Raw genomic sequence first — 13,303 nt, forward strand, 5'->3', positions numbered from 1 at the left:
ATAAATTTAATCATTATTTTAACAAAAACTAAATAAAAATTACAAAATTAAAATTTGACAATGCCCATACAAAGTAGTATAATCGCCCATATTATAAGACTTCTTTAAGCTTTTAAATTTATAAAAAGGAGTATAAAAATGAGTTTAGAAAAAGATAATAAAAAATTTATATGTGGCTTAACAGAAGACAGTGTAATGATATATGATGCAGTACAATCAACACTTAATAAAAAATTACAAGAAGATACAGAATTTATACAAGAGTTAAGAGACGAGGTTATAGATATACTTGATGAAAGTATGCAAACGCTTAACGATAATTGTAAAGAACAATTAAAAGACCAGATAGATGAATTTATACAAATGCAAGAACAAAAAATAAAAGAACTTGATAACAAAATGAAAATTATGGAAAAAACAATATTTAAAATCACGCAAATAAATGAAAAATTATTAAAAAAACAAGATAAAATTGATAAATTTAAAGATTGTATTTTATCAATTATTGGAATAAGCTTTGATTTAATAGTTATTTCAGGGGTAATATGGCTAATAACCAAACTTTTTAGCTAATTTTAAACTTGTTAATTTTGGCTTGTTAAAATTTATAATAAAAATTTGTAAGGAAAAATAATGGCAAACCTTTTAATTATTGGTGCAGGTGGCGTTTCTCAAGTTGCTAGTATAAAATGTGCTATGAATAGCGATACTTTCACAAAAATAACCCTAGCAAGTCGTACTAAAAGTAAATGCGATAAAATAGCAAGTATTATAAAAGAACGTTGTAATATTAATATTAACACTGCACAAATTGACGCTGATGATACGCAGGCCGTGGTTAAATTGATAAAAGAAAGTGGGGCTGAAATTTTATTAAATTTAGCCTTGCCTTATCAGGATTTAAGCTTAATGGATGCTTGTTTACAAGCTAAAATTCATTATATTGACACGGCAAATTATGAACACCCAAGCCTAGCAAAATTTGAGTATAAAGAACAATGGGCAAGGAATGAAAAATTTAAAGAAAGTGGTATTTTAGGGCTTTTAGGAAGTGGGTTTGACCCGGGCGTTACGAATGTTTTTTGTGCCTATGCCCAACAAAATTTATTTGATGAAATTCATTTTATAGATATTTTAGATTGTAACGCAGGAGACCATGGATACGCTTTTGCTACGAATTTTAACCCTGAGATAAATTTAAGAGAAGTATCAGCAAATGGACGTTATTGGCAAGAGGGCAAGTGGATAGAAACAAAGCCTATGCAAATATCTATGAGTTGGGATTATCCAGAAGTTGGACCAAAGGATAGCTATTTGCTTTATCACGAAGAACTAGAAAGTTTAGTAAAAAATATCAAGGGCTTAAAAAGAATTCGCTTTTTTATGACCTTTTCACAAAGTTATTTAACTCATATGAAATGCCTTGAAAATGTCGGTATGTTAGGCATTAAGCCCGTACTTCACCAAGGACAAGAAATAATACCTATTGAGTTTTTAAAAACGCTTTTACCAGACCCTGCAAGTCTTGGGGCTAGAACAAAGGGCTTTACAAATATAGGTTGCGTTATAAGGGGTGTAAAAAATGGCCAAGATAAACAAATTTATATTTATAATGTTTGCAATCACGAAGAATGCTATAAAGAAACCCTTTCTCAAGCTGTTAGTTACACCACAGGAGTCCCTGCTATGATAGGTGCAAAACTGGTTGCAAAAGGAATTTGGCAAGAAAAAGGCGTATTTAACATGGAAAATTTTGATGCAAAACCTTTTATGGATGAGTTAAATTCACAAGGTCTTCCTTGGAAGATTATAGATATGAAACCAAGTTTGGGATTTTGAAAAAATAAAATGAATTTAATCAGTCTTTTTAGTGGTGCTGGTGGACTTGATTTAGGCTTTTTAAAGGCTGGATTTAAGATAATTGTAGCAAATGAAAAAGATAAAAGCATTTGGCAAACTTATGAAAAAAAAAATCATAAGGCAAAGCTGATAAAGGGTGATATTTGCAATATTTCTTCAAATGAATTTCCAAATTGTGATGGCATTATTGGAGATCCTCCTTGTCAAAGTTGGAGCGAGGCAGGTGCATTAAGGGGGATTAATGATCCAAGAGGGCAATTATTTTTTTGAATACATTAGGATATTAAAAGATAAAAAACCTAAATTTTTTTTAGCTGAAAATGTTTCTGGAATGCTTGCAAAAAGGCATAGTACTGCGATTGAAAATATAAAAAATGAATTCAAAGGCTGGTTATGATTTAAATGTTTTTGTGTTAAATGCAGTTGATTATGGCGTGGCACAAGATAGGAAACGCGTAATTTATCTTGGTTTTCGCAAAGATTTAAAAATAAAATATAATATTCCAAAATCATATAAAACAAGATTAAGCTTGAAAAATGTTATTTTTGACTTAAAGGACACTCACAAACCGGTTAAGGAAAAAAATAAGGCAAATGCTAATTTAAAAATTCCAAATCATGAATATTTTATAGGTTCGTATTCTACTATTTTTATGAGTAGAAATAGAGTTCGAGCTTGGGATGAGCCTGCTTATACGATTCAAGCTAGTGGTAGACAATGCCAACTTCACCCACAAGCCCCAAAAATGCCAAATATAGCTAAAAATAAAAATATTTTTATACCAGGACAAGAACATTTATATCGTAGATTGAGCGTAAGAGAATGTGCTAGGATTCAAGGATTTGCTGATAATTTTATATTTTATGATGAATGTTTAGAAGATGGCTATAAAATGATAGGCAATGCAGTACCTATAAATTTGGCCTATGAGTTAGCAAAGTCTATAAAAAAAGTCCTAAATGAGCACTAAAAGCAATGATTTTGGTAGGGCTTTAGAGTACGCTTATTTAATCCAACTACAAAAAGAAATTAGCAAATTTAGAAAAATTAAAATCAATAAAAACAATGCTTTTATAACAAATAAAAACACTTTTGACAAAATAGATAATTTAATGCAAAAAAGCTTAATGATCTCAGCAAATGCAGGAGTTTTAATACTTTTAAAGCTTGAACCATTGATTTTAGAAGGTGATGATATCTTAGAACTTTTTTCTCAAAATGATGCAAATGGAGAAAACGCATATATAAGGGATATAATCATTGCTAGAGAAAAAATAGCTTGGGGAAATTGGATTAAACATTAAACATAATCATTTTGCTGTAAAACATAGTAGACTTTCTTCAAAAATAGATTTTGGAGAAAAATGGTATGGTATTAAGTGTAGTAAGGAGTATTGGGACGTGATAAAACCCATATTTGATAAGCTTCAAAATTATAAAAATGATAAAAAAATATGGAAAGAGCTAAAAAATAAAGAAAATGAAATATATTTACCTATTTTAAAAGCATTTAAAGATGAGATAATAAGACAAGAAAAAAATAATATTAGTACCTTATTGGTGAAATATTTAATAGGAAAATTTGATTTTTATAAAATGATTAGCGTTAATAAGGAAAAAGTTACAAAAATTCAAAGCTATAATCATTTAGGAACTTTAAATAAAAATGCTAAAACAATTACAATCCCTGGTTGTTGCTTTGCCAGATAAAATAATATCTTGTGAGCTAAAATCTCATTCTAAAACTACTATTTTATTGTATCTTAATAATAGTTGGCAATTTAGCTTTAGAATACACAATGCCTCCACAAAGGTAGAAACAAGTTTAAAATTTGATATTAAACTTATTAACATGCCAAATAGTATCATAACGATAAATGCAAAATGGGTGGATAAGTAGGATAAATTTAAGGTTTAAAATTTATTTATTTAAAACTTTTTACTCTATCCACTATCACCTTTAAAAGAACAGGAAAGAATAGCGATAATTTTGACGAGTTATTCGCAACTAAAAGGCTTTATGAGCAAAGTAAGTTACACCACAAAAAATTCACTCACTTGCTTTTTATCATCAAAGGGACAAGAAGTGTAAATTTTATCCTTAAATTTTATTTGATATTGTTTATTTTTGTCTGCCTTTGAGTAGGCAAGGGCGATTTTAAGGGCAATTTCTAGGTCGCTTTCATTTATATTTTTATCCACAAGCGAGTAAGCCCCTATTAAATCAATAAGTTTTAATTCTTCATATTTATTCGTTTTTAAATTTTGCAAAAGCGTATTTTCAAGTTCGTTTCTGCCAACTATTAACTTAGCCCCGTTTTTTAATCTTAAATGTCTTCCATATTTTAAAAGTTGTGCGTCATTTACTTCCATTTCATCATCAAATTTTTTAAAATCTTGAATCTTTTTAGCAAAGCTATCTATGGTTAAAAGACAGCCTCCACCGGGGCTTTCAAAGTCTTCAAAGCCAAATTCCTTAGCCATTTCAAGCTGTCTTTTTCTACTTCTACCACTTATTTGTTCTAGCTTATTTCTATCAACCCAACCCAAAAGTTCAGGTTTTGTAGGGGCTAAATTTTTAGCACACATAGGTCTTAAAATCAAATCATTTTCATCGCCTGAAAGCCGTTTAACACTCATTAGGGCATCACTTCTTTGACTCATAGGTCTTTGTCCAAGCACTTCTCCTGTGATTATAAAATTTGCTTTCTTACTTTCTAGCATAGCCAAAGCAGTTTTAAACATAAAAGCATGGCAATCAATGCAAGGATTAAAATGCTTTCCATAGCCAAATTTAGGGTTAAAAAGTACTCTTTGTAAATACTCATTTCTAACGTCTATTACTTCAAAACTAGCCCCTGCCATACTAGCTCTCTTTGCCATTAGTTCGCTTTTGTCTTCACGTCCACCAAAGCCTATATTTATATTTAAGGCATGTACTTTTATATTTTGATTTGTGATAAGCTTGATAGCCAACATACTATCTAGACCTCCACTAAATAAAGCTAAAGCTTTCATTTGCTTTCCTTTAAGATTTTTTATAAAATTGTCGATATTAAATTTTAGCAAAACTTTCTAACAAAGAGGATAAGATGAATACTATAAATTCTACAAATTCCACGACTTCACTTTACGCACAAAGCACAAATATAGAAAAAAAGGAAATTCTAGCCTTAAAAAATGAAACAAGTGAAGTTACTAGCATGTCGCAGGGTTCAGTTTATGGGGTTAAGGTAGTCTTTGAAGATAGTAGTAGCGGGGCTTTGGTTTCTTTAAATTTAAGCGATGAAAATTATGCTAGTTTGCAAAAGAATTTTGGTTCATATACTAACTATGTAGTAAGGGATGATAAATCAGTAAGATTAAACGGAGATGCTGAAAATTTCGTATCTTCTTGGTTTTCTGTTGCTGTTTCAAATTTGGATAATGAAACTATAAATAATGCTTTGAGAGTTAAGGATACAAAATCTATTGGCCTTGAAGCCTTAAATAAGGGAAGTAATAGCATAGATATGGACTCAGACCTTGAACAAAGGCTAAATTTTTTAGTTGCAAATGATAGCGATGCAGACGGTGTTATAAGCAATGAAACCCAAAGTACCCAAAGTGCTGAGGCTACAAAAAGTGCGGCTACTTCTGCTTTGTTTTCAAATTTAATGTCTTATACGGGAAGTTCTGGCAATTCTGAGTCAAGCGAAGAAGAAGATTTGGTTGAAAAGGCTAGACAACAAGGGCTTGACTCCTTAACTGCAACCGAAAAATCTGAGCTTAAATCTCAAAATCCAAGCGAATATGCAAGGCTTGAAGAATTAGCAAATTTAAGTCAAAATTTAAATCAAGATTTGCAAATTAATATAGAAAATCAAAGTTTAGTAATCTTAGATAAATTTGTTTAAGAGTTTTAAATTTTTGTATTTTTAAGAATTAAAAAAGGGAGTTAAACTCCCTTTGTAATTATACTTTGCAAGTATCTTGTAAGGCAGAATTTAACATCCAAAGTGCTTTTTCATACTTTGCTATGTTATCTTGTGCAAAGGCTGCAGTTGTTGTATCGCCTTCTTTTTCACTAACTTCATTAAGTTTTTTAAATTCACCTAAAAGATATTCGTAATCTTTTTTTAAGTATCCCATAACATCAACCGCTGTAAAGCAATCTGTTTCAACCTTCGGGCTTTTGGCTGTTTCAAGCAAGGCTTTTCCACAAACTATAGCCTTTTGACCAAGTTGTAAAACCCTTTCTGCACAATCGTCAAAAAGCTCAGCCATTTCCTCATAAGCCTTTTCTGTATACTCGTGAATTGAGTAAAATTGAAGCCCCTTTACATTCCAATGATAATTATGGAATTTAATCCATAAGTGATGAGCATCAGCTTGTAACTGATTTAATTGTTGCGTAACTGACATTTTGTCTCCTTTATTAAAAATTTTTCGAGATTATAGCATAAAATTCTTAAATAATAATTTTTATTAATTAAAAATTTATATTTTTTATAAAATCATTTCTTATTATATTGTATTTTATACAAATTAATCTTAAATATCAAAGAAATTTTACAAAATAAAGAATTAAGTTAAATTTTATCTTATTTTTCATATAGCTAAAAATTTGATTTTTAAAAAATATTATAATATTTTAAATTATAAAAAGGAGTTGAAAGCAAATTTAGATATTTTTTATTTATAGATATTAATTATTAATTAATATTTTTAAGATTTAATTTTAAAAAAGCAATAAAGGATAATTATGGAAATTACCCCACATGATTTATATAAAAAAAGACGTGAATTTTTAAAATTAGGTGCAGGTACCTTGCTTAGTACTACGCTTTTAAGTACTAAATTACAGGCTTTAAATTTTCTTAAAGATGATAAAACAAGTTTAAAATTAAGTGATGAAAGCTTGGTTAATAATCATATAAATTTTTATGAATTTTCTACAAATAAAAAAAGGGCGGTTGCCTTGTCAAATAGCTTTAATACAAATGGCTGGATGGTTGATATAGGTGGGGAATGTGAAAAGCCTATACGTTTGAGTATGGATGATTTTATAAAATTTCCCTTAGAAGAAAGAATTTATCGCTTTCGTTGTGTTGAAACTTGGTCTATGGTAGTTCCTTGGGTGGGCTTTGAGTTAAGACATTTAATCGACAAGGTTAAGCCAACTTCAAAGGCGAAATTTATTAAATTTACTACTCTTTTTGATAAAAGCAAATTTGAAGATCAGGCAGCCTTTTTTCCAGTGCTTGAGTATCCTTATGTAGAAGGACTTAGAATGGATGAAGCGCTAAATCCTTTAAGTATATTAGCAGTAGGGCTTTACAAACAGCCTTTAAAGGCTTCAAATGGGGCCCCGATTCGCTTAGTAGTACCTTGGAAATATGGATTTAAAAGCATTAAATCCATAGTTAAAATAGAATTTACGCAAACCCAACCAAAAAGTACTTGGGAACTTTATAATCCTAATGAGTATGGCTTTTATGCAAATGTAAATCCTCAAGTTTCGCATCCTAGATGGTCTCAAGCTTATGAAAGGGAACTTGGTTCATTTTTCACAAAGCCTACATTATTGTTTAATGGCTATGAAAAAGAGGTCTCACATTTGTATGCAAATTTAGATTTAAGGAAGAATTTTTGAAAATTATTTTATATCTTATTTTTATTTTAAGCATTATTTATTGCGTGTTTGAGTTAAAACAAAGCTTTGATTTTGTAAAGGATATTTACTTTTTAAGTGGAGTTTTTTCTTTAATATTCTTGTTTTTAAGCCTATTTTTTGCCATTTTTCGCCTTGTCAAAAAGGTAAATTTAGCTAAATTTTTTGGATTTTTTAGCGTATTTTATGCAATTTGTCATTTTTTAAATTATTTTGTCTTTGAAAAGAATTTAAGCATTTTAAGGGTTTATGATGATTTAACACTAAGGCAATTAAGTGGTCTTATAGCCCTTGTTATAATGCTTTTAATGCTTATAAGTTCTTTTAAATTTGGGTCTAAACTTGCCATTTTAAGAAAGCTAGGATTTGTGGCTTTAATAATGGCAAGTCTACATTATTTTTTAGCAGCTAAAAGCCCAAATATACCTCAATTTTCTGTATTATTCTTAGCCTTTTTAATAAGCCTTGTTTATCTCATAAAAAGGTTAAAATTTAAAAATTAATTTATGCTTAAAACTGCTTGTTTATAGTCGTTTAATGCCAAATTTGCAACACTGGCTGAATAAATTACAAAGGGTTCTAAGCTCTTTAAAGAAGAATACTCAAAGCTATAATAAATAGGCTTTAAAAGCTCATTTATAGTAGCCCCATGGTGACCATCATAGCTTGATTTTGTCCCACCTGCTGTTGTGATGATTTGAAAATATTTATCCTTTAATAATTTTGGATTTTGACTATATAAAATATTAGTTAAAATCCTATCTTGCCATTCTTTAAGTATACTAGGGGTACTAAACCAAAAAAGAGGAAATTGAAAGATAATTTTATTTGCATTCTTAAGCAAATCAAGTTCTTTTTCAATATCTATTTGCCCGTTAGGATAAGTGGTGTTAAGATTTTGAACTTTAATATTTGTTTCGTTTTTAATAGACTCAATTAATGCTTTATTTACCTTAGAATGTTCCCAAAAAGTGTGACCAAATAAGATTAAAACATTCATTTTTTCTCCTATGTTTTGAAAAAGTTAAAAATTTGTGAGTTTAGAATTAAAGAGCGTTTTTAACGCTCTTTTTTATGAAGGATAAACAGAAACTTTTTTTCTATTTTTGTCTTTTCTTTCAAATTTTACCACGCCATCAATAAGTGCAAAAATAGTATGGTCCTTGCCTATGCCTACATTATTTCCAGCATGGGTTGCTGTACCTCTTTGGCGAATTATGATATTCCCGGCCCTAACAAATTCGCCACCAAATTTTTTAACACCTAAACGACGACCTATAGAATCGCGATTATTTTGAGTAGAACCTTGCCCTTTTTTATGTGCCATTTTTTACTCCTTAATGTCTTTTACGATGACGCGTGTAAATTGTCTTCTAAAGCCTCTTTTTAGCTTTGAATCCTTTCTACGTCTTTTTTTATAAATAACTACTTTTTTATCCTTGCCCTCGTTGATTACTTCTAAGATAACCTTAGCACCTAAGATTAAAGGATTTCCAAGCTTTAATTCCTTGTCATTGATAGCTAAAACCTCGTTTATCTCAACCACAGCTTTTTTTTCTGCGTCAAAATGGTCAAGTTTTAAAATATCGCCAACGCTTACCTTATACTGCTTTCCACTATGTTTGATAATAGCATACATTTTCTACGCCTTTCTTTAAAATTTAAAGTTACCACAAAGCACCAATTTTGGATTTAAAAGCTTTAATGGCTTAAAAAATTTGGATTCTATTATAAAATACTTGAAAATTTAATTAAATTTAAAAAATTTCAAGGTCAAAAGACTTTGAAATTAAAAACCAAGCTTAACGCCACCATCTTCTCCACGTTCATAAGTAGCACCTTTTCCTTCTTCTGCTACATTATTTTCTTCACCAAAAAGATAGGCTTGAAGTGTGTTTAAAACTTCATTAGCAGCCCTTTGCCAATCACTTACTGCCTTTTTTAAATCATTATCCCTTACATTTGTAGTTAAGGTATCAGAAAAAAGCACCTCTCTGGTTGGAAAATAAGTAAATTTATAGCTAATTGCTATAGTATATTTTTCTTGTTTGCTATTATAAGAAATATTTGAACTCTTAGCCTTTTGAATGCCAGTAATAGCAAAATCTAAAATATAATCAGCCCCCAAAGCACTTCCAAGTTTATAACTTTCTTCAACAGAAGCGTCTTCACTTTTTAGGAATTTTGTTTCTTGCTTAAAATTACTATCTCTATCTAAAAGTTGAAAATGAGTGCTTTTTGTTAGGGCTTCGCTTAATGTTTGTTTTAAGGCTGCATCTTTTGTAGCATCACCAGAATCAAAAAGTACGACTTTTAGCTTTGAATTTGAATTAAACAAAAATTTATAAGTGCTAAGTTCAAGTTCATATAAACCATCTTCGTTTTGATTGATATTATTTACTTGATAAGCGTCAATTTTGTTATTTGAGGCATTTTTTAAATGCTTAGCTGAGTTTTGTTCTATTTGACCTACTAACTCATCTTTAAGTTTAATTTGCTTAATCTCACTTTTTGACTTATCATTACTTATACCTAAGCCAGTAAGTGCTGAATTTAAAGCATTATGCAAGGCCTCATTTTTATCTTTTGCTACGCCCTTTGCGTTATTTATCTCCATAAAGGTAGCCTTTGCAGGAGAATTTATAGGATTTTGCACGGGCTGTTCGTTGCTTGCTATTTCATTACTTGCATTTAAATCATTGCCAACTAATACTTGAGTAGGGCTTGTGCCATTAGAATCTAAGTTTGAAGGTATATAATCAAAAACTATAACATCACTTCTTTTTAAAGGAATGATTGTTTGTGCCCCAAATACCAAAGCCGTAAGGCTTAATAATGTGATTAAAGCTTTCATTACCAAGTTACCGATTTTTTATCGCCTGTCTTGCTAATGGTTCTTTCATCTTCCCAAAACGCAAGGCCAGAATTTACATCAGTCATTCTAAGCAAGAAAAAATACTCAGCTTGTATATCGCCATTTTTAAGCTTAACCGTATCTTGTCTAATCTTGCCAGATAGTGAATAATCAGGGGCTACAATGGTACCTTTCTTAGAAATAGTTTTTTGATTAAATTCTTCATTATCCCTAAGTTCTCTTAGCAACTCACTCATCTCATCTAGTGCACCACCTGCTGCTACTGCTGTTGTGAGTATAAATTTACCCGATTTTCTTAAAGCAATAGTAATCTTAGAGGTAAGTTTTTCTGTATCAATCCTTTGGGCAGTATCATTTGAAATTTTACCCATAGCTACAACCTTGCGTTGGCTTTGTTGGATATTTGCAAATGCAGGGTCTGCTAACATGCTTTCAATCATAAGCTCAGCTGTCCTTTCAAAATCTTCCCTATCAAGACCAAGAGTTAAAGCTTCACCCTTTTCTTTTTGACTAGCATAACCATCGGTATAAACAGCACTTGAACTGCACGCTGACAATAAGATTAAAGTCGTAAGACTTAACATACTAAGAAAAAATTTTTTCATTTCCACTCCTTTCTTGAAATTGTATATTAACTAGTTTTCCATTTTGTAAATACGAGACGGAATTTGTGGTGCAAATGAACGCAACACGATTAAAACATTTTTTGACAGGTCTAACTGGCTACTAAAAAGCCTTAAACCACTTGGTGCTTTAATATCTATAAAACCTTGATTTTCTAACATAGCAATATGAATTTGCTTTGGCAAAAAATTCCAGTACCTTACATCACTTTGAGTACTAGCAACATTATAAATTGACATGCTAATATTTAAAAGCGCCATGCTCATATTTACCCAGGTATTATCGCTATTGTACTGAGTAGTAGCTATAGTTAAGCCCGTTTTTAAGATGCTTGAAAGCAAGGCCTTTGTTATAATAGTGCTTAAATTTGTTTTAAATTCACTAGCTACAATGGAATCAAAATCAAATATAAGCTCACTTTTAAAATCATCATTTATTAAAATATACTCATAAGAATGCCCTCTTTTTGTAAGAGTAGGCAAGGCTATGCTAATGGTTGCTACGCCTTTATTAAATATAAAAGGCAGACTAAATTTCCACTCATCAATTTGAGGACTAAGCCCATCCTCATAAACAACAAAGATATATTTTTGAAGCTCATTTGTCCTTAAAGAATTCGAAAAATTATTAAAAATTTTAAATTCTTTTTGCAACTCATCGTTTTTTGGATAAGTAGCATACACTTCTTTTAATAAATCTTGTGCCCTTTTATAATCTTTATCTAAAAAGAAAAATACAGAGGCTAGATAAGTAGCATAAGGATTTGTAAAGTCCTTTTGTGCTTGAAAATCATCAAATAAATGCTCATATTTTTCATAAATATCTTTTGCGTTATTTTCTACATTTTGAGTATAATATTTATCATTTTGTTTTGCTTTTTGTATATCTTCTTGATTTTCTTCAATTTGTGCGTCAAAATAATCCTTTGCCCTATCTTGCCTTATTAAAACCCTATTAAATTCAACCCTAGCATTTTCAAAATCATTTTCTTGCATAAAATTTAAGCCCTTATAGGCATTTAGCATAATTCTTTCATACAAATAACCCTGATAATCAAAAATCGTGTCATTTACAAGCAAAGAAGTAGTGTATTTTGCTCCCTTGCTAAAGCTCCCTTCTAAGTCAACATCGAATTTATAGGAATTTTCAACCTTGTCAAAAATATCATTACTTAGCTTAAATTCCTTACAATCCCTTGCTATATATCCAGTATTAAGTCCTTTATAGATACTATCATCATCTTCGTTTATATCTTCGTTTTCTTTTTCAAAAAAATTAGGGTCGCAAGTTTGGCTTATTAAAATTTGTTGATAATATGCGTTATATTGTTCGTGTGAACTACAAGCTACAAATAATAAAGCAATAATAGCATTTAAACAAATTTTATACACTCACTTTCCTTTTTTAACACTACTTTTTAAAGTATACCAAAAAAAGAATAACCTGCTTAAATGTGATAAAATAAAATTTTGTATATCTTAAAAAAGGCAAACCATGTTTTTAAAATCTCTTGTAGGCATTGATGAAGCAGGTAGGGGGGCACTTGCTGGACCCTTATATATGGCAGCTTGTTGTTTAAAAAAAGATAATTTAAATTTAAGGGATTCTAAAAAATTAAGCCCTAAGCAAAGAGAAAAATTTTTTTATGAAATTATAAATAATTCTGATTTTTTAATACTTAGTTTTTCAAACGAAAATATAGATAAATTCGGACTTAGTGCCTGTCTTAAAAAAGGACTTGAAATAATTTGTATGCATTTTGAAAAAAGCGATTTTTTGTATGATGGCAATACAAATTTTAATGTATCACAGGTAAAGACTTTGATAAAGGCCGATTCTTTAATACCTTGCGTTAGTGCAGCAAGTATCTTAGCAAAGGTTAGCAGGGATAAATTTATGATAGATATAGCAAAAGAATTTCCAAATTATCATTTTGAAAAGCATAAGGCCTATCCAACAGCCCTTCATAAAGAATTAATTACTAAATTTGGACCATGTACTTTGCATAGAAAAAGCTTTAAATTGACTTGAAAATTAAGATTTTAGAAATTTAAGCCTTAGAGTAGGGCGAACTTTTTTAAATTTTATTGTCTTGCTTAAGCTTAAATAAAAAAGTTTGAAAATTGCTGTTTTCAAACTTTTATTAAAAAAGCTAAAAAAGACAAAGGCTGAAAATTTAAGAATTTTAAGTTAAAGTTAAGATTTAAATTTTTAAAAAAGAGTTAATTTTTAACTAAATTTAAACTTAAATTTGAAAAAAAAAAAAAACAGAAATTTTAAGTTTAATTAT

The 13,303-nt window shown here is 29.9% G+C and carries 17 protein-coding genes and 1 pseudogene; 10 read left to right on the forward strand and 8 right to left on the reverse strand.

What is annotated here, in order from left to right:
- Nucleotides 1–138: 138 nt before the first annotated feature.
- From FMM58_RS02195 to FMM58_RS09100, 6 genes and pseudogenes are all read left to right on the forward strand, one after another.
- Complete coding sequence (locus FMM58_RS02195) at nt 139–573, forward strand: hypothetical protein (protein WP_150139895.1); 435 nt, start codon at nt 139–141, stop codon at nt 571–573.
- A 60-nt stretch (nt 574–633) separates the two neighbouring features.
- Nucleotides 634–1,839 carry a saccharopine dehydrogenase family protein gene (locus tag FMM58_RS02200; RefSeq protein WP_150139896.1) on the forward strand — a complete coding sequence of 402 codons (1,206 nt, stop codon included), beginning with the start codon at nt 634–636 and terminating at the stop codon, nt 1,837–1,839.
- Between the two features lie 9 nt (nt 1,840–1,848).
- A pseudogene (locus tag FMM58_RS02205) lies at nt 1,849–2,831 on the forward strand (DNA cytosine methyltransferase).
- Nucleotides 2,821–3,165: a HaeIII family restriction endonuclease gene (locus FMM58_RS09095; protein ID WP_263312645.1), complete on the forward strand. Its 345-nt coding sequence runs from the start codon at nt 2,821–2,823 to the stop codon at nt 3,163–3,165. The pseudogene FMM58_RS02205 and the gene FMM58_RS09095 overlap by 11 nt, the downstream one beginning before the upstream one ends.
- Nucleotides 3,161–3,571 carry a HaeIII family restriction endonuclease gene (locus FMM58_RS09310; protein ID WP_263312755.1) on the forward strand — a complete coding sequence of 137 codons (411 nt, stop codon included), beginning with the start codon at nt 3,161–3,163 and terminating at the stop codon, nt 3,569–3,571. Before FMM58_RS09095 ends, FMM58_RS09310 begins: the two co-directional genes overlap by 5 nt.
- Nucleotides 3,528–3,761, forward strand: a complete 234-nt coding sequence (locus FMM58_RS09100; RefSeq protein ID WP_263312646.1) for a HaeIII family restriction endonuclease — start codon at nt 3,528–3,530, stop codon at nt 3,759–3,761. Before FMM58_RS09310 ends, FMM58_RS09100 begins: the two co-directional genes overlap by 44 nt.
- Nucleotides 3,762–3,895: 134 nt before the next feature.
- Here the strand turns inward: FMM58_RS09100 and FMM58_RS02215 are convergent, their stop codons facing one another.
- Complete coding sequence (locus tag FMM58_RS02215) at nt 3,896–4,879, reverse strand: argininosuccinate synthase domain-containing protein (protein WP_150139897.1); 984 nt, start codon at nt 4,877–4,879, stop codon at nt 3,896–3,898.
- Nucleotides 4,880–4,953: 74 nt separating this feature from the next.
- Here FMM58_RS02215 and FMM58_RS02220 point away from each other — a divergent pair, with 74 nt between their 5' ends.
- Nucleotides 4,954–5,757, forward strand: coding sequence for a hypothetical protein (locus tag FMM58_RS02220; protein WP_150139898.1), 804 nt, complete (start codon nt 4,954–4,956; stop codon nt 5,755–5,757).
- Nucleotides 5,758–5,815: 58 nt separating this feature from the next.
- Here the strand turns inward: FMM58_RS02220 and FMM58_RS02225 are convergent, their stop codons facing one another.
- Nucleotides 5,816–6,265 (reverse strand): Dps family protein, encoded by a 450-nt coding sequence (locus FMM58_RS02225; protein WP_150139899.1) that lies wholly within the window; start codon nt 6,263–6,265, stop codon nt 5,816–5,818.
- 340 nt (nt 6,266–6,605) lie between these two features.
- Between FMM58_RS02225 and msrP the strand changes: the two genes are divergently transcribed.
- Nucleotides 6,606–7,496, forward strand: coding sequence for a protein-methionine-sulfoxide reductase catalytic subunit MsrP (gene msrP, locus FMM58_RS02230; RefSeq protein WP_150140963.1), 891 nt, complete (start codon nt 6,606–6,608; stop codon nt 7,494–7,496).
- Nucleotides 7,493–8,017 (forward strand): sulfite oxidase heme-binding subunit YedZ, encoded by a 525-nt coding sequence (locus FMM58_RS02235; protein WP_150140961.1) that lies wholly within the window; start codon nt 7,493–7,495, stop codon nt 8,015–8,017. The genes msrP and FMM58_RS02235 overlap by 4 nt, the downstream gene beginning before the upstream one ends.
- Here the strand turns inward: FMM58_RS02235 and FMM58_RS02240 are convergent.
- From FMM58_RS02240 to FMM58_RS02265, 6 genes are all read right to left on the reverse strand, one after another.
- Nucleotides 8,014–8,514: an NAD(P)H-dependent oxidoreductase gene (locus FMM58_RS02240; protein WP_150140959.1), complete on the reverse strand. Its 501-nt coding sequence runs from the start codon at nt 8,512–8,514 to the stop codon at nt 8,014–8,016. The genes FMM58_RS02235 and FMM58_RS02240 overlap by 4 nt on opposite strands.
- Before the next feature lie 72 nt (nt 8,515–8,586).
- Nucleotides 8,587–8,841 carry a 50S ribosomal protein L27 gene (gene rpmA / locus FMM58_RS02245; RefSeq protein ID WP_150140957.1) on the reverse strand — a complete coding sequence of 85 codons (255 nt, stop codon included), beginning with the start codon at nt 8,839–8,841 and terminating at the stop codon, nt 8,587–8,589.
- Between the two features lie 3 nt (nt 8,842–8,844).
- Nucleotides 8,845–9,153, reverse strand: a complete 309-nt coding sequence (gene rplU / locus FMM58_RS02250) for a 50S ribosomal protein L21 (RefSeq protein ID WP_150140955.1) — start codon at nt 9,151–9,153, stop codon at nt 8,845–8,847.
- 150 nt (nt 9,154–9,303) lie between these two features.
- Nucleotides 9,304–10,368, reverse strand: coding sequence for a hypothetical protein (locus FMM58_RS02255; RefSeq protein ID WP_150180354.1), 1,065 nt, complete (start codon nt 10,366–10,368; stop codon nt 9,304–9,306).
- Complete coding sequence (lpoB, locus tag FMM58_RS02260) at nt 10,368–10,973, reverse strand: penicillin-binding protein activator LpoB (RefSeq protein ID WP_223810437.1); 606 nt, start codon at nt 10,971–10,973, stop codon at nt 10,368–10,370. The genes FMM58_RS02255 and lpoB overlap by 1 nt, the downstream gene beginning before the upstream one ends.
- Before the next feature lie 51 nt (nt 10,974–11,024).
- Nucleotides 11,025–12,404, reverse strand: coding sequence for a COG3014 family protein (locus FMM58_RS02265; protein ID WP_150180356.1), 1,380 nt, complete (start codon nt 12,402–12,404; stop codon nt 11,025–11,027).
- 103 nt (nt 12,405–12,507) lie between these two features.
- Here FMM58_RS02265 and FMM58_RS02270 point away from each other — a divergent pair, with 103 nt between their 5' ends.
- Nucleotides 12,508–13,044: a ribonuclease HII gene (locus FMM58_RS02270; RefSeq protein ID WP_150140947.1), complete on the forward strand. Its 537-nt coding sequence runs from the start codon at nt 12,508–12,510 to the stop codon at nt 13,042–13,044.
- Nucleotides 13,045–13,303: the final 259 nt, after the last annotated feature.

It is taken from the genome of Campylobacter sp. LR291e, from assembly GCF_008633915.1.
Taxonomy (GTDB): Bacteria; Campylobacterota; Campylobacteria; order Campylobacterales; family Campylobacteraceae; genus Campylobacter_D.